Origin of the sequence: Falsibacillus pallidus, from assembly GCF_050990905.1 — a bacterium.
In the GTDB taxonomy this organism is placed as follows: Bacteria; Bacillota; Bacilli; order Bacillales; family DSM-25281; genus Falsibacillus; species Falsibacillus pallidus_A.
Genome location: NZ_CP158866.1, coordinates 912,526 through 930,091 on the forward strand (window position 1 = coordinate 912,526; position 17,566 = coordinate 930,091).

Sequence of the window (17,566 nt, forward strand, 5' to 3'; positions counted from 1 at the left end):
CTGACACTAGATTAACATCCTGGAGGAAGTATTTGTGGCAAAAATATTCATAGATAATCTTGAGAAAATAAATATAGAGGGATTTCAACAGGATCTCATCAATTGGTTCCAAGCGGAGCAAAGGACCCTTCCGTGGAGGGAAAACAAGGATCCGTACCGGGTATGGGTTTCTGAAATCATGCTCCAGCAGACGAGAGTCGATACGGTCATTCCTTACTTCAACAACTTCATCGAGCAGTTTCCAACGATTAATGATCTCGCGGAAGCAGATGAAGATAAGGTCTTAAAAGCCTGGGAGGGTCTTGGATACTATTCCCGCGTCCGAAACCTGCAGAGTGCTGTCAAAGAAGTAAAGGAAGTCTATGGAGGCATCGTTCCTAACGACCCTAAGGAAATTTCCAAGCTGAAAGGCGTCGGACCCTATACGGCAGGTGCGATATTAAGCATAGCCTACGGTGTGCCGGAGCCTGCAGTTGATGGAAATGTCATGCGTGTCTTTTCACGGATCCTTTCAATCTGGGAGGACATTGCTAAACCGGCTTCCCGTAAAGTTTTTAAAGAAGCAGTCCGTGCACTCATCGCGAAAGATAATCCATCCGATTTCAATCAGGCATTGATGGAGCTGGGGGCTTTGATTTGCACTCCGACATCGCCTTCCTGCCTCCTTTGTCCTGTGAGGGAGCACTGCATTGCTTTCCATGAGGGGAAGGAGCGCGAACTTCCGATTAAAACGAAGAATAAAAAGACCAAAAAGGTTCAGCTCGCAGCGGCAATCCTTTCGACTGACGATGGAAGATACCTGATCCGCAAGCGTCCTGCGAAAGGACTCCTTGCAAATCTGTGGGAGTTTCCGCAGTGTGAGGATGACCATACATTCACCTCCACCAAGAGGCACTTGCAGGAATATGTATTAAAAGAACATGCTGCCAAGTCAGACGTTGAAAATGCAGCATTCACAAAAATCGAGCACGTTTTCTCCCATCTGGTCTGGAATATTGATGTATATTCGGGCAGAATCGAAGGCGAAATCGATCAAACCGATACCGTGAAGCTAGTGACAGAAGAAGAAATGAAAGAATTCGCATTCCCTGTCTCCCATCAGAAGATGTGGAAGCAGTATAAGGAAAAATGAAGCTGCAGATTATAGCAGCTTCATTTTTAATTTAATCAAAATGGACTTCGGTTCCATGTGTATAATCCGCTTCGAGCCTCTTCAACCCGCCGCGGCCTTCGATTTCTTCCACGATTTCACGATGGATTGTCTGTCCTTCTGAATTTAAGTATGGCACCATCTGCTGCAGGGAATGGTGGAAAAAGGCTAACTCATCTTTTTTCCATTCCGACATCGGCAGCATGCTCAATTCCGTCATATCACGGCCAACATACATGGGATGCACTCTCCTTTTCACATGCGCTTATTCCTATTCTTTATTCCGGCGTTGTTTGTTATGCGCAAAATCGCTAAAATATATACGAATAGAAAGGATGAAGAAAAATGTCTAATAAAGTTGCATTAGTTACTGGAAGCAGCAGGGGCGTAGGAAAAGCCATCGCTCTTGAACTTGCCAAAGAAGGATATGATCTTGTCATCAATTATGCCCGCAGCAAAAAAGCGGCGCTTGAAACAGCTGAAGAAATTGAAAAACTCGGTAGAAAAGCATTTGTGGTCCGTGCCAATGTCGGCGACGTAGAAAAAATCCGCGTGATGTTCGAAGCCATTAAAGAAGAATACGGCAGATTGGATGTATTCATCAGCAACGCAGCTTCCGGCGTTCTCCGCCCTGTAATGGAGCTTGAAGAATCCCATTGGGACTGGACAATGAATATCAACAGCAAAGCTTTGCTGTTCTGTGCACAGGAAGCGGCAAAGCTTATGGATAAAGGCGGAAAAATCGTCAGCATCAGTTCATTGGGCTCCATCCGCTACTTGGAAAACTATACGACAGTCGGCGTTTCCAAAGCGGCAGTTGAGGCTTTGACTCGCTACTTATCCGTCGAGCTATCCAAACTGGATATCGTAGTCAATGCCGTTTCAGGTGGAGCCATCGATACTGAGGCGTTGAAGCATTTCCCGAACCGCGAGCAGCTTCTCGAAGATGCGCGCCAAAACACACCTGCCGGAAGAATGGTGGAGATCGAAGACATCGTTAAAACCGTTAAATTCCTTGTATCGGATGATGCCTTCATGATCCGCGGCCAGACGATCATCGTGGATGGCGGACGTTCTCTGCTTGTTTAATTTTTAGGTTTTTTTTCCAGAAAAATCGTTGGATAGCCTCCCGCATTAATGGATAAATTAATGAGCGTGGAGGTGATTACAATGGCAAAACAACCAAACAAAACTCAATCAGGTACAAGCGTTCAACACGTGAAACAACAAAACGCTCAAGCTGGTCAACAAGCTGGTGCAGCTCAACAATACGGTACTGAGTTCGCAGCTGAGACTAACGCTCAACAAGTTAAACAACAAAACCAACAATCTGAAGCTAAGAAAAACCAAGCTTCAGGAAACCAAGCTCAACAATAATCGAATTGTTGTGCGATAGAAGCCGGTTCCCGTCTGGGGCCGGTTTTTCTTGTATGCTAAGAGTAAACACACACCCTTCGACAAAACTACTTCACATGCGACAGAACTAGTCAAAGGAGTTTAAAGGAGAGGGCAGAATTTATGTAATAACAAAAAAATTAGACGGGGTGATTGCATGTCTCATTTTAATAAGATGGTGTCGGAGCAGCTGGAGACGATGGAGAAGCTTTTATTTATGCAGTCTGAAATTGAGCGGTGCCAGGAACTTGAATTGGAGCTTGCAGAACTGCAGGAGGAGGCAAAGCTGGAATCAGTAAAGGAACAGATCATCTTGATGAAGAAGGAGCTTCATGAAATTCAAAGGACGTTTGAGGAACAAACGGATGAAGTTATCCGGTCTTATCAGGAAATGAAGCTATTCGCTTGAGGGTTCTTGTGAAAAACAAGGGCTCTTTTGTTTTAAAAATGGAGATTAAACGTTATAATAGTAAAAAAAGCCGGTCCCTTCTACGGAAGGGGTTATTTTTATAGGAATATTTTGTACATATCAATTTAAAAAACATATACGTCCATCAAACAGCCCGAATGCGCATCCGGCCGTTTGGTGCACATAATCAGGATTCGGAAGGAAAGTAGGGGAAAATCAATGGCAGTACCGGTCGAGGGAGAAACGTTGCAGATCCACAGTTATAAGCATGATGGCCATTTACATAGAGTGTGGGATGAAACGATGGTATTGAAAGGAACAAAAAATCTCGTCATTGGCGGAAATGATCGGACGATAGTGACGGAATCAGATGGGCGGACGTGGGTTACACGGGAACCGGCCATATGCTATTTTCACGGAGAATTATGGTTCAATATCATTGGGATGATCAGGGAAGACGGGATTTACTACTATTGCAATCTAAGCTCCCCATTCGTGTATGACAATGAGGCGCTGAAATACATCGACTACGATTTGGATATCAAGGTATTTCCGGATATGACGTTCAATTTGCTGGATGAGGATGAATACGAGCAGCACCGCCGGCAAATGGGCTATCCGGATGTGATTGATCAAATTTTGCAGCGCAATGTGGACAAGCTTGTCCGCTGGATCAGGCAGCGTAAAGGTCCATTTGCGCCTGATTTTATTGATATTTGGTATGAACGGTATTTGACTTACCGCCGTTGATAGCTGGAAAGAGTAAGACGCCTGTTGAGGACGATTCAACAGGTTTTTTCATGGCTTGCTTTGGCTCGGGTAAGCAAAGCAGAAAACCATGATGAAAGGAGGAAAAAGAATGGATAGCATCAAAAGATATATGCGTTTTGTCAAACCTTACAAATGGCAGATCATCGGGACCATCATCATTGGAATTATTAAGTTCATCATTCCGCTTCTCATTCCAGTCCTGATTAAATATGTCATCGATGATGTCATCAACAGCCACGGGATGACGGCGGATCAAAAGACTCATCGCCTGCTGCTGGTCATGGGCGGGATGGTAGTGGTTTTCATCATTCTGCGTCCACCGGTGGAATATTACCGGCAATATTTTGCCCAGTGGACAGGGAACAAGATTTTGTATGACATTCGCGATAAACTGTTCACCCATATTCAAAAGCTGAGCTTTAAATATTATGCCAACACCCGTGCAGGTGAAGTGATTTCCCGCGTGATCAACGACGTGGAGCAGACGAAGAATTTCGTCATCACCGGGTTGATGAATGTGTGGCTTGATGGGGCAACGATCCTCATTGCCATTGTCATCATGCTCACGATGAACGTACCGTTGACGATCGTTTCCTTGATTATTTTTCCGTTCTATGGATTGTCTGTCCGCTACTTCTTCGGGAATTTGCGTAAGCTCACCCGCGAACGTTCCCAGGCGCTTGCAGAGGTTCAAGGCTACCTACATGAGCGGGTGCAGGGCATGCCCGTCATCAAGAGCTTTGCCATTGAGGATTATGAGCAGGTGCAATTTGACCGTGAAAATTCAAATTTCCTTCAGAAGGCCCTGAATCATACGAATTGGAACGCAAAGGCATTTGCTGTCGTCAATACCCTGACAGATGTGGCACCGCTGTTGATCATCGGCTTTTCGGGCTATCAGGTCATCAACGGCAGCTTGTCGCTAGGGACTATGGTTGCCTTCATTGCTTATATCGACAGGCTGTATAACCCGCTGCGCCGCATGGTCAATTCATCGACGACCATCACACAGGCGATTGCATCCATGGACAGGGTCTTTCAATTATTCGATGAAAAATATGATATCGATGATACCCCGGATGCCATTGAATGCCGGAATGTAAAAGGTGACATCCATTTCGATCATGTGAGCTTTACGTATGACGAGAAGGACGGCCCGGTATTGAAGGATATCGACCTGCATATCCGGAGCGGGGAAACCATCGCTCTTGTCGGGATGAGCGGGGGAGGCAAATCATCCCTAGTCAGCTTGATTCCGCGATTTTATGATGTAACTGGCGGAAGAATCCTTCTGGACGGTACGGATATAAGGAAATTCCGTGTGAGGAGTCTGCGCGATAAAATCGGAATGGTACTGCAGGATAATATCCTTTTCAGCGAGTCCGTTAAGACGAATATCCTCTTAGGGAAACCGAATGCAACCGATGAAGAAGTGTTCGCTGCGGCAAAAGCAGCCAATGCACATGAATTCATCCTCGGGCTTCCTGATGGCTACGATACAAAAGTCGGAGAGCGGGGAGTGAAGCTCTCAGGCGGCCAAAAACAGCGGATTGCCATAGCAAGGGTATTCATTAAGAATCCGCCGCTTCTCGTTTTGGATGAAGCCACTTCTGCATTGGATCTCGAAAGTGAGCATCTCATACAGGAAGCACTGGAGAAGCTTGCGAAAGATCGTACTACATTCATTGTGGCGCACAGGCTCTCAACGATTACACACGCTGACCGCATTGTCCTTATCGAACACGGCCGGATCGCAGAAGTCGGTTCCCATGAAGAATTAATGCGGCTTGAAGGAAATTACCATAAACTGTTCCAGGTCCAGCAGTTGGACCACTAAATCCGTGAAGGAAGCTTCACGGATTTTTTTTCGACAAAAAACGGGTAGTGACAGGCACCACCCGTTTTTTCTTGTGCAGGAATAGTCCTTTTTACATAATTGGAAGGAACTTGAAATGGTATATAGCAATATCAATTTTAGTTATTTAGCACAGTAAAGAAAAACGAATTTATTATTCTGGGAAAGTAAATGCTATTCCCGGCCTAAACGAACATATTGAAAATGTAAAGGTTTTCAATAATCGTTTTTCTTTTCCTATAGTTTTTCGCAACCCGAAAAGCTTTTTACTCTATAATAATATATGGATATAATTTTCGAAAAATTTAGTATTGTCAAAACAATTTATGTGTGTATAATAAACTCATATATTATAGAAAATTTTTCATATTCAGAAAATAATCGTTTTCGCAGGGGGGATCAGATTGGCACATGAGCGTACAGTACTATCTGTAGAGAAATTACAGACATCCTTCTTTACCGATGAAGGGGAGATTCCAGCTGTAGATGGAGTGGACTTCCACGTAAATGAAGGAGAGATCCTTGGGATTGTAGGGGAGTCGGGTTGCGGGAAGAGCGTCACATCCCTTTCCATCATGGGACTGGTTCCGAAGCCACCGGGTAAAATCACCGGCGGGAAGATCCTATTCCAAGATGAAGATTTGACGAAAGCATCCGAACGAAGGATGAGGCAAATCCGCGGCAATGATATCGCCATGATATTCCAGGAGCCGATGACATCCTTAAATCCCCTTTTCACTATTGGGAATCAATTGATGGAAGCAATCAAAATACATAATAAGTGGCCAAAAGCTAAAATCAAGGCACGGGCAGTTGAAATCATGAAGATGGTCGGACTCCCAAGGGCAGAAGAGCTTATGGATGAATATCCACATCAGCTTTCCGGTGGGATGAGGCAGCGCGTCATGATCGCGATGGCAATGGTGTGCGATCCGAAGCTCCTCATAGCAGATGAACCGACGACGGCACTTGATGTGACCATTCAGGCCCAGATACTGAAGCTGATGAAAGATTTAAACAACGATTTGAATACGGCCATCATTTTGATCACCCACGATTTAGGGGTGGTGGCAGAAGTCTGCGACAGGCTCGTGGTCATGTATTCAGGAAAGGTTGTGGAGGAAGGGGATGTCAAAACCATCTTCACGAACCCTCAGCATCCTTACACAAAAGGTCTGATCCAATCGGTTCCGGATATGCGGAAGAAGCAGCAGAGGCTTTATTCCATCCCGGGCAATGTGCCAAGGCCAGGCTCGGTCAAAGAGGGATGCCGCTTCGCGCAGCGCTGTGAATTTGCATTCGACCGCTGCTGGAAGGAGAATCCGGAGCTCTACGAAACAGATTCGAACCACCAAACAAGATGCTTCCTGCATGAAAACAAAGTAGGTGTGACGGTATGACAGAATCATTGCTCGAAATCCAGGACTTGAAAAAACACTTCCCGTTGACGGGGGGCGTATTCGGAAAAACAGTCGGACATGTCAAAGCAGTGGACGGCGTCTCTTTTTCAGTAAGGAAAGGTGAGACCCTCGGCATCGTTGGCGAAAGCGGATGCGGAAAATCCACAACAGGGAGGATGCTTCTAAGATTGATAGAACCTTCCGACGGGTCCATCAAATTTGAAGGAAAAGACATTACCAATCTATCAAAAAAAGATATGCGCGCATTGAGAAGGGACATGCAGATGGTCTTCCAGGATCCGTTTGCTTCCTTGAATCCAAGGCATACGGTAGAGAAAATCCTTGAAGAGCCGCTGATTGTCCATGGCATCGGCAACGCTGCAGAAAGAAAGCAGAAAGTAAAAGAAATGCTTGAGGTCGTAGGATTGAGCAGCTACTATGCCAAGCGCTACCCGCATCAATTCAGCGGCGGGCAGAGGCAGAGGATCGGAATTGCAAGGGCATTGATGACGCGGCCAAAGCTGATCATTGCCGATGAACCGGTGTCGGCCCTCGATGTTTCCATCCAGTCGCAGGTATTGAATCTATTAGAAGACCTGCAGAAGGAATTTGATCTTACTTATATCTTCATTGCCCATGATTTAGGGGTCGTCAGACATATCAGCGACCGCGTCGGGGTGATGTATTTAGGAAGGATGGCGGAGCTCTCAGACAGCGACAAGCTATATGAAAAGCCGCTTCATCCATATACACAGGCATTATTATCTGCTGTCCCGATTCCGGATCCGGACTTCAAAAGGGAAACAATCCTCCTTCAAGGGGATATCCCAAGTCCGTCCAATCCGCCCAAGGGCTGTGCATTTCACACAAGATGTCCACATAGTATGGAAGTATGCAAGTCTATTACACCAGCATTTCAAGAAGCTGAACCTGGTCATTATGTTGCCTGCCATCTGTATTCAGAAGACAGCAGCATGACAAATAAATAAAAAGTTTTGGAGGGGTCTATGTGAAGAAAAGTTTTCTGTTAGCTTTCATTTTCTTGTTGATTATGGGCAGCGCCTTAGCAGGGTGCAACTCAAAATCATCAAACGGTAATTCCTCAAAAGGCGGGGAATCCGCGCAAGATACATTGATCTTTGGCCGCGGCGGTGATTCTGTCGGTCTGGATCCAGCAGCAGTGACAGATGGGGAATCATTCAAAGTTACCAAGAATATTTTCGAAACACTTGTTGAATTCGGAAGACAAGATACTGAAATCCATGAAGGGTTGGCAACGAAATGGGATGTCTCCCCGGATGGTTTGACGTATACATTCGATCTTCGTGAAGGCGTTAAGTTCCAAGATGGAACAGATTTCAATGCAGATGCAGTTGTTTACAACTTCAACCGCTGGATGAACGGCGATGCTGACAAGTTCCCTTACTATGCATCCATGTTCGGTGGATACAAAGGCGACGAAGGACATGTAATCGCAGATGTTAAAGCTCTTGACAAGTACAAAGTACAATTCACGCTTAAGCGTCCACAAGCTCCATTCTTAAAGAACTTGGCAATGAGCCCGTTCGCAATCGCGAGCCCGACAGCCATTGATAAAGAAGGCGACAAATTCACTGAAAACCCAGTTGGTACAGGTCCATTCAAATTTGTCAGCTGGTCCCGCAATGACAAAGTGGTCATTGAAAAGAACAAAGACTATTGGAAAAAAGGGTATCCTAAGTTGAACAAAATCATCTTCAAATCCATTCCTGAAAACTCAGCACGTCTGAATGCCTTGAAAAACGGCGAAATCGATCTTGCTGACGGAATCAATCCGAGTGATGCTGACGGCATTAAAGCAGACAGCAATCTTCAATTGTTCGAACGTCCTTCTATGAACGTCGGATACCTTGGATTCACTGTAACAAGAAAGCCATTTGACAATGTTAAAGTACGTCAGGCATTGAACATGGCAATCGACCGCCAAGCGATCATCGATGCATTCTTCGGTGGTAAAGGTGTACCAGCTAAAAACCCTATGCCTCCAGTTATCGGCGGCTATGATGACGATATCCAACCGTATGAATTCAATCTGGACAAAGCGAAGCAATTACTTGCTGAAGCTGGCTACCCAGATGGCTTCGAAATGGAACTTTGGGCAATGCCTGTTCCACGTCCATATATGCCGGATGGAAAGAAAATTGCTGAAGCGATCCAATCCAACTTCGCAAAAATCGGCGTAAAAGCTAAAATCGTTTCTTATGAGTGGGCTACTTACCTAGAAAAAGCTTCTAAAGGTGAAGCAGATGCTTACCTATTAGGATGGACTGGCGATAACGGAGACGCTGATAACTTCCTATATGCATTGCTTGATAAAGACAGCATCGGAAGCAACAACTACTCTTACTACAGCAATGACAAATTGCACGATATCCTGATCAAGGCTCAATCTGAAGTAGATGAAGGAAAACGCAACGAGTTGTACAAACAAGCTCAGGAAATCATCCATGAAGATGCTCCATGGGCACCGCTTGCGCACTCTACACCGCTTCTTGCAGGATCTGCAAAATTAAAAGGATTCTATCCGCATCCAACTGGCTCTGACTGGTTAGATGAAGCTTCATTCGAATAACAGCAAGCATTGAAAGAGGGGAGGAGTTACACACTCCCCTTTATACATATATGGTAGAAGAGGTGAGACAGCATGCTTCAATATACAATAAGAAGAATACTGCAATTGATACCCGTTCTGCTTGGAATGACATTCATCGTTTTCATGATGATCCGGTTGATTCCAGGAAACCCGGCACAGGTCATACTTGGACAGCAGGCAACGAAGGAAGCTGTTGAAGCTTTGACGAGGGAATTGGGGCTGAACCATCCATGGTATGTGCAATTTTTCGATTATATCAAAGGGATTTTCCAAGGGGACCTCGGTTCATCGCTCCGTACAAGGACACCGGTGACGGAGGAGATTTGGCCGTATCTGGCAGCAACACTTGAATTATCAGTAGTAGCCATGATCATTGCGATCTTCGTCGGCGTCAATGCCGGCATCATCAGTGCATGGTTCCAAAACTCCTGGTTTGATTACTTGGCGATGGTCCTGGCCCTACTTGGTGTTTCCATCCCGATTTTCTGGCTTGGCTTGATGGAGCAATGGACATTTGCCATCAACCTTCACTGGCTGCCGACAACCGGAAGGGAAAACATAAGGGATCCCATTGAGGCCATCACGAATCTGTATTTAATCGACACTTTGCTCCAAGGAAGATTCGACCAATTTGTTGAAGTCATCAAGCACTTGATCCTTCCCGGACTTGCGCTCGCTACGATCCCAATGGCCATCATCGCAAGGATGACGCGCTCAAGCATGCTTGAAGTCATGCGCTCCGACTTCATCAGGACTGCAAGGGCTAAGGGGATGAAGATGTTCTGGGTTGTGTACAAGCATTCATTGAAAAATGCAGTCATTCCGGTTTTAACAGTCATCGGACTTCAAATGGGCCTTCTGCTTGGAGGAGCCATCCTGACCGAAACGATCTTCGGCTGGCCTGGAATCGGACGCTATATCTACGATGCCATCGGATTCCGCGACTATCCAGTCATCCAGTCAGGCATCTTAATCGTTGCTTTTATTTTCGTAATGATCAACCTGATTGTGGATCTTGTTTATGCAGCTGTCGATCCTAGAATCAAGTACAACTAATTGCTGTAGTGTTGAACGAAGCAAGGAGGAATGAAAATGGCAGAATTAGCTCCGCAGCAGGAGAACATCCAAGCCGTTAAATCAGAAGATGTTTCCTCGCCATGGAAAGAAGCATGGAGAGGATTTAAGAAAAATAAACCTGCAGTAATCGGAAGTTTCATCGTTTTATTTTTCATTGTCATTGCATTGTTGGCTCCGTTATTGAAGCCGGATGGGTTCAATGTTCAGAATCTCCCGGATCGCCTGCAGGGGCCATCATCCGAGCATTGGCTTGGCACCGATGATTTCGGGCGGGATATTTTCACACGTGTCATTTATGGAGCAAGGATTTCCCTTTGGGTAGGGTTCTTCTCCGTTGTCGGTTCAGTTGTCGTAGGGAGTCTGCTTGGAATCGTAGCCGGGTATTATGGAAAATGGATCGATACGATCATCTCCAGATTCTTTGATATCATGCTGGCATTCCCAAGCATCCTTTTGGCCATTGCGATCGTAGCCGTTCTTGGGCCGTCGCTTCGAAATGCGCTGATTGCGATTGCCGTCATCAACGTTCCGAACTTTGGGCGTTTGATCCGTTCGAAAGTATTGAGCGTCAAACAGGAAGAATACATCATGTCTGCAAAGGCAATCGGGATGGGGGATGCACGCATCTTGTTCCACCATATCCTGCCGAACAGCATGGCGCCGATCATCGTGCAAGGAACTTTGGCCATTGCCACAGCCATCATTGAAGCTGCCGCACTTGGCTTCTTGGGACTTGGGGCAGAACCGCCAAAGCCGGAATGGGGCAAAATGCTCGCCGATTCCACCCAATACATGATTCAGGCACCATGGACGATGATCTTCCCAGGACTCGCTATCATGCTGACCGTCCTTGGCTTTAACCTAATGGGAGACGGATTGCGCGATGCACTAGATCCAAGAATGAAAAGCTAATGTACAAAAAGTCCGGAGACCCCGGACTTTTTTCTTTTGCTAATAATGCAGAAAAACCGGCTGCTGTGTAGGCAAGCCGGTTTCGTTCGTTATTCTTCATGATTCTCTTCTATTTTCACTTCGTTTTCTTCTACGTGGAATGATTGGAAGCTTCCGATCAGCTTTTCCAGATGTTCGAGATGCTCGTTGTAATCCAAGATGGATGAGATCAGGTGCATCAAGTGGAACGGCTGGTAGTCTTCCTGGAAATCATACGTCTTCAATCGTTTAATGAAGACGTCCATCAATTCATTTCGCTGCGCACACACATTGTGCACACTTTCAAAAGCGATATCAGATTTAACTTTCCCAACAAACTTAAGAAGGAGCTGCTCGTGATAGCTCATCAGGCAGTCGAGCTGTCCTTGGATCATCTGATGGATTTCCTCAGGCAGATTGGAAATTTCATTTTCAAAGCGGTGGAGCCTCTTCAGGATTTCAAATGCTCTTCTCAAGGTAGAAATCATTTGCCTGTAGACAACAAGCTTGCGGTTTTTTGCCACGATGTTCATTTTAAAGTAGCTTCGTTCTTCTTTGAATAGAAGGTAGACCTGGTCGATTTTAGTCAGGCGCTCTTTTATTTTTTCAATGTCTTTTTTCAATAAATGATTTTCAGATGCATGCCGGGTGCTTAGCCGGATCCATTTCAACATGTCTTCTGTGACGTGCGAAACACGATAGAACAGTTTGGTTTCGTATTTAGGCGGCAAGAAGATCAGGTTCACGATGAAAGAGGACAAGACCCCGAGCATGATTGTTGAAAATCGGATGACGGCAAATTGGATGAAATTCTCCCCGGGTGCTTCCATGATGGAAATCATGGTCACAAGGGAAAGGCCAATCGTATTTTCAATTCTTAATTTCAGTATGAGTGTAATGGCGATGATCGCTGCCAGGCCGACAAAAATAACATGATTGCCTAACAATAATACAAATAATACAGCCAAAATGGCGCCGATCAAGTTTGCCTGAATTTGTTCAATAATGGATAGGTAAGATCGATATATCGTGGGCTGAACTGCGAAAATGGCAGCAATCCCGGCAAACACCGGTGAAGGCAGATGCAGAATTTCAGCCACAAATAAAGCTAAAACGATAGCGATTCCCGTTTTAAAAATGCGGGCACCAAGCTTCATAATAGTGGAATATCCTTTCCTGGTAAATTATTACCGCTTCATTACTATATTGACTAGAAGCAGGAATGTTAAACAACATTGTACTATACAGTGTCCCCAACTGAATATCAAGATGCTTTTGGATATTATTTTTTTATGTAAGGCTTTACAGAATCATTCTGTAAAAAATTAGTCAAAATTGGTTTTTGGGAAAAAAGAAAAGCCCCTGATTAGAGGGGCGGTAATGCATATTCATCAAAGCACAATCACTCTGTTGAAACGGAAGGGTCGGCCTGCTCCTTGGCAGGGATGACTTGCAGGAAGTTGGCCTGAAGATCTCCCATCAGTCCTTCCACAAGCACTGCTTCATCATGCTGTCCGCTCTGTTTCAAGAATTCCATATAGCCCGACAGCAGTTCTTCCAAATCGGAAATTCCTTTTTCAGACAAGGGTTCAATCGATACTTTGGCACCTTTGGCGATCCGCTGCAAAATGGTTTCTTTCGTCAGTCCGGCATCCTCATCCTGCCTCAAATAGACGACTCCACCTGTCATTCCGGCACATATCCACGGGCCGGGATCCCCTAATACCACTCCCCGGCCATTGGTCATGTATTCAAATGCAAATCCCTTAATATTGGCAAAAGAAGAGATATTGGCACGCTTATCGGCTGAGATCGTCTTTTTCGGAAGTCCCCCGATGATCAAGTCTGCGCCAGACAAGCGGATTCCTGCCCTTGAATCAGCGTCTCCCTGTGCAATGAGAAGTCCTTTTTGTGCTCCATACCCGAATCCTTTTCCTACTGATCCGTTTATGAACTTCCCGTTTTGCCCCTTGGATTTAAGGATGACGATGGAACCGCCCAAGGATGCTTTACCCGTTCCGTCCTGTGCTCCGCCATGGACTTGTATGTCGACGCCATTGGCATTGTAGGCACCGAGGCCGTTTCCAGGAATGGACCCGTCAGTCAGGTCGAGCTTCAAGGAAGAAGGGAAGCGTGCTTCTTTTCGAGACGATAAGACCGCTTGCTGGGAATGCGAGCTTCCAAGATTCCTTCGGTTGGACGTGATGCCTTGATAATGGAAAGTACCGCTGCCGACAGGGTGTCCATAGGTTTCTGCTCCAACGGCAATGGAAGCATCATTTACAGCAGATATAGTAGACAGTGATTTTTTTTGCATCTGTTCAATTTCCAGCACTTCCAGAAGGTAAGTCAAATCGAGCATATTTTTGCCTTCTGACTGGACCAGAAGATCTGAACGGCCCACAATCTCCTGCAGGCTGGAAAATCCTAAAGATGCAGTGAGGGCTTTTAATTCTTCTCCAAAAGCGGTGAAGAGGTTCATCAGACCTGTTACGGCCAAATCGAGCTGTCTTGGAACGAATCTGCGCAGGCCGTGCTCTTTTGCCTGTGCTTCGGAATCGATCTGGGTCGCAATTCCGACGTGGCATGTATCCAAGTGGCACCCCCTGCATGTCGTACAGCCGATGGCAATCATGGATAGAGTGCCGAACCCGATGCGGTTAGCTCCGAGCAGCATGATTTTCAGGACATCCATCGCACTTTTGATGCCGCCGTCAGCCCAAATTTCCACATAATCGCGGAGACCTGCTTCTAACAGGGCATTATGCGCAGCCTTCACACCGATTTCAACAGGGAGGCCGACATGCTGAAGGGCATGGATTCTAGCTGCCCCGGTGCCGCCGTCAAAACCGCTGAGTGTAATGATATCCGCCCCGGCTTTCGCAATGCCGACTGCAATGGTTCCGATGTTCGGTACAACAGGAACTTTCACGGCAATTCTCGCTGACGGATTGGCTGTTTTTAACTCATCGATCATCTGGGCAAGATCTTCAATGGAGTAGATATCATGGTTGTTCGATGGCGAAATTAGGTCGGAGCCGATGGACGCATTCCGGGCTTCGGCGATTTTCTCCGTCACCTTCGATCCAGGAAGATGTCCGCCTTCACCAGGCTTTGCACCTTGGCCTATCTTGATCTCGAGCAGATTGGAGGAGTTCAACAGCTCCATATTGACGCCGAATCGTCCTGATGCAATCTGCTGTCCCCGCGTATGCGGATATTTTCCGATCATATCCTTGATTTCGCCGCCTTCTCCATTCAGGCTGATCATATTGAGCCGTTCGGCAGCTTCTGCATAGGCCCGGAAAGCTGTTTCGTTCTGAGAGCCAAAAGACATAGAAGCAATGACGAAAGGCAGGCTGTGCGACCCCACTCCGATGTCCACGGAAGAAGGTTCTGGTTTCTTGCTTCCCTCTTTCAGTTTAGTCAAATGCCGGATGGTAATCGGAGACTTTTCCTCCATCTCCTCCAATTTTTCTCGGTAGGAAGTATAGTCGCCGGTTGAAGCAACTTCCCCGATGGCTTTCCAGATCCGGGGGAAGAAATGAAATTCCTTCTGCAGGCGCTGGTTCTCATCCTGATAATCCATTCTGCGCTGTATCGCATCTTCCTTCATGGCGGTGAAATCATATGGCACTTTATCAGAACCAAGGAAGCTCGTAATATTTAATAGATCAGCTGCATCCTCATGAAGGCCGATGGCGGAAAAAAGCCTTCCGTATCCCTTTAACTCATGGATGCCGATGGTGGACAACGCTTTTTCCATTCCTTTATTCAATGCTTCAAACAAATGAAGGACGGGTTGGATTGATTCTTCATAGACCGTCAGGAACATATAGTAAGGACTGATGGCATCAGCACCAAGTCCCATGGCAAGCATGATGTCATGAAGCGAGCGGATGGAAGCGGAACGAAGAAGGAGGGAGCAGTTCCGTCTCATTCCTTTTTCAGTCAGCTTTCTTTGAATGGCTGATAAGGCAAGGTGTGGATCCATCCAAAGATGATTTTCGCTATGGGCAGCAGCGTCGTCCAATATCAAAAGTGATTTGCCGCTGTTGACAGCTTCCACAGCTTCTGATGAGACACGCTTCAAGGCATGGGACAGGGTCTCATTATCTTCCACAGTCAGCGAAAGATGGTGGGTGTCTTTTTTATCCAGGAAGGAATCCACCACTTGATCATAGCTTGGGTGATTCATTTTCTCATAGCACTCCCAGCCGGCTGTTCCTTCAATGAGAAGGGGAGAAGCTAGATGCATGGAATTCTGGTTTTCTTCTTTTCCATCAATCGATGGGCGAAATCCTAAAAAAACGGAAAGGGAAAAATGTTCTGCTTCCCGTTCACGGTCGATGGCAGGATTGGTTACGACCGCCACGCTTTCCTTGATGAAATCGGAGATATTCTTTCTGTCCGGATCCATCGCAGCAAGCGGGGCATCGTGCCCTAGCGACTTGATCGGTTCTACTCCGCGTTCAGCCATTTGCTCGAGCATTTGAATCTGCTCGCGTTTCCAGCCGAAAGCATTGTACTGCCCGTTTGAAATTTCAGCAGGATACGTTTGAGAAATGACTTTCTTAAAATTGCCCGCCTGCAATTTTAAATAAGTTCCGTCCACATTTTTCTTAGAGGAGTAGCGAGCAAATACCTCTTCCTGAAAGGCGCTGTGATCAAAAACTTCAATTCTGTCATTCTTCCATTTCAGTCCGATTTTTTCACCAGGGCCTAACGGCTTCGGATCATTCACATAGCAAGAGTTTGGCAGAATTCCAGGTTCTGAGGAAAAAAGAATAGAAACATCCGTTTCAAGCATCCACAATGGACGGAGGCCAAGGGAATCCACGCTGAAGACCGCTTCATCGCCAAAACGTGATACAATGCCTGCCGGACCTTGAGCGATATGTCCCCAATTTTCCCGGAAATGGATATATAAATCCTGGAGATGATCAGGATAGTGGTTGATTTCATTCATAATCGGAGGGAAGACCATGTCCATTGCTTCAAACAGGGAAAATCCGTCGCGGCAAATAAAGGTTTCAATGACCCTGTTGACATCCTGTGAGTCGCTTCCAGACTGGACGAGCGGGATCTGGAGCATCTCTGCTTCTTCCCTGAATTTTGAAATCGTATTGATTTCGCCATTGTGTCCTAAAAGGCTGAATGGCTGTACGCGTGAAAAAGTGGATAGGGTATTCGTTGAGTAGCGGTTATGTCCGAGTGTCATGGCAGAGGAGATCTTTTCATCTTTCAAATCATGATAATAGTTCATTAATAATTCTCCGCCGCCCATCACTTTATAGATGGCATGCTCCCCGCTGAGCGAGGCAACGTGGATGTTCTCTTCGTTTTCGAGCAGAATGCCAAGTTCGTATAGTTGCTTCGATAGGTTTACAGACTTGTGGCGGGCAATGCAGCCAACTTGAAAAAATATCGGCTTTTCTTTGTTGGCGTTGATTCCGAGGGCAGAAAGATCCGCAGTTGTGTCGGACTGAAATAATACATCAAGGCCGCGCTCCGATAAGGAATCGATAATCTTTTCTTTTAAAGATGGGGTTTCATTCGTCAGAAAAAAATGTCCTACTGCAAATTCAGGCGAGTGGGCGAGAGCGGGGGCGTGTCCTTGCTGCTGCAGTTTGTCTTCCCACAGCGCTCTCGGAAGATCAATATGAATGCCGGCTCCGTCGCCTTCATCATGAATGAAGCCTGCTCTGTGGTTCATTTTGATTAAGGCATCTATACAATTCGTGATGTTTTTTCGTGTGGGGATTTTCTCTTTTTCGATGCAGGCAACAATCCCGCATGCATCATGTTCGTGGCGATGATGATCCTTGAATGTGTGGGGACTCCAATGATTTTTTTGTAATGGCATGTGCCATTCACCTCCGGTATTAAATTTTCGCATGGAAGCAGGGAAATGAGGAACTTGTGGATTGGTTTTAGATTTGTTTTA

At 46.0% G+C, this 17,566-nt stretch carries 14 protein-coding genes; 11 read left to right on the forward strand and 3 right to left on the reverse strand.

Annotated elements, in window-relative coordinates:
• Positions 1-34 precede the first annotated feature (34 nt).
• On the forward strand, positions 35-1,132 hold the full coding sequence (mutY, locus tag ABTV07_RS04905; protein WP_433748213.1) for an A/G-specific adenine glycosylase: 1,098 nt from the start codon (positions 35-37) through the stop codon (positions 1,130-1,132).
• Positions 1,133-1,163: 31 nt separating this feature from the next.
• Here mutY and ABTV07_RS04910 read toward each other — a convergent pair whose 3' ends face one another.
• A complete protein-coding gene (locus ABTV07_RS04910; RefSeq protein ID WP_433748216.1) occupies positions 1,164-1,388 on the reverse strand; it encodes a hypothetical protein in 225 nt (74 codons plus the stop codon).
• A 107-nt stretch (positions 1,389-1,495) separates the two neighbouring features.
• Between ABTV07_RS04910 and fabL the strand changes: the two genes are divergently transcribed.
• From fabL to nikC, 10 genes are all read left to right on the forward strand, one after another.
• Positions 1,496-2,239, forward strand: a complete 744-nt coding sequence (gene fabL / locus ABTV07_RS04915) for an enoyl-[acyl-carrier-protein] reductase FabL (RefSeq protein ID WP_433748218.1) — start codon at positions 1,496-1,498, stop codon at positions 2,237-2,239.
• 81 nt (positions 2,240-2,320) lie between these two features.
• Entirely contained in the window at positions 2,321-2,527 is a 207-nt protein-coding gene (locus ABTV07_RS04920) for a gamma-type small acid-soluble spore protein (RefSeq protein ID WP_433748221.1), read from the forward strand.
• Positions 2,528-2,702: 175 nt separating this feature from the next.
• Complete coding sequence (locus ABTV07_RS04925; protein ID WP_433748224.1) at positions 2,703-2,954, forward strand: YgaB family protein; 252 nt, start codon at positions 2,703-2,705, stop codon at positions 2,952-2,954.
• 219 nt (positions 2,955-3,173) lie between these two features.
• Positions 3,174-3,704 carry a nucleoside tri-diphosphate phosphatase gene (ntdP, locus tag ABTV07_RS04930; RefSeq protein ID WP_114747221.1) on the forward strand — a complete coding sequence of 177 codons (531 nt, stop codon included), beginning with the start codon at positions 3,174-3,176 and terminating at the stop codon, positions 3,702-3,704.
• Positions 3,705-3,813: 109 nt separating this feature from the next.
• On the forward strand, positions 3,814-5,562 hold the full coding sequence (locus tag ABTV07_RS04935; RefSeq protein WP_433748228.1) for an ABC transporter ATP-binding protein: 1,749 nt from the start codon (positions 3,814-3,816) through the stop codon (positions 5,560-5,562).
• Positions 5,563-5,984: 422 nt separating this feature from the next.
• Positions 5,985-6,980: an ABC transporter ATP-binding protein gene (locus tag ABTV07_RS04940; RefSeq protein WP_433748231.1), complete on the forward strand. Its 996-nt coding sequence runs from the start codon at positions 5,985-5,987 to the stop codon at positions 6,978-6,980.
• Positions 6,977-7,969, forward strand: coding sequence for an ABC transporter ATP-binding protein (locus ABTV07_RS04945; RefSeq protein ID WP_433748233.1), 993 nt, complete (start codon positions 6,977-6,979; stop codon positions 7,967-7,969). Before ABTV07_RS04940 ends, ABTV07_RS04945 begins: the two co-directional genes overlap by 4 nt.
• A 62-nt stretch (positions 7,970-8,031) precedes the next feature.
• On the forward strand, positions 8,032-9,591 hold the full coding sequence (locus ABTV07_RS04950) for an ABC transporter substrate-binding protein (protein WP_433751105.1): 1,560 nt from the start codon (positions 8,032-8,034) through the stop codon (positions 9,589-9,591).
• Between the two features lie 72 nt (positions 9,592-9,663).
• Entirely contained in the window at positions 9,664-10,668 is a 1,005-nt protein-coding gene (locus ABTV07_RS04955) for an ABC transporter permease (protein ID WP_433748236.1), read from the forward strand.
• A gap of 36 nt (positions 10,669-10,704) precedes the next feature.
• Positions 10,705-11,601: a nickel transporter permease gene (gene nikC / locus ABTV07_RS04960; protein ID WP_433748239.1), complete on the forward strand. Its 897-nt coding sequence runs from the start codon at positions 10,705-10,707 to the stop codon at positions 11,599-11,601.
• An 89-nt stretch (positions 11,602-11,690) separates the two neighbouring features.
• Here nikC and ABTV07_RS04965 read toward each other — a convergent pair whose 3' ends face one another.
• Together ABTV07_RS04965 and ABTV07_RS04970 are read right to left on the reverse strand one after the other, a co-directional pair.
• Positions 11,691-12,776, reverse strand: coding sequence for an FUSC family protein (locus tag ABTV07_RS04965; protein WP_433748242.1), 1,086 nt, complete (start codon positions 12,774-12,776; stop codon positions 11,691-11,693).
• A gap of 245 nt (positions 12,777-13,021) precedes the next feature.
• Positions 13,022-17,485, reverse strand: coding sequence for a glutamate synthase-related protein (locus ABTV07_RS04970; RefSeq protein ID WP_433748244.1), 4,464 nt, complete (start codon positions 17,483-17,485; stop codon positions 13,022-13,024).
• Between the last annotated feature and the right edge of the window lie 81 nt (positions 17,486-17,566).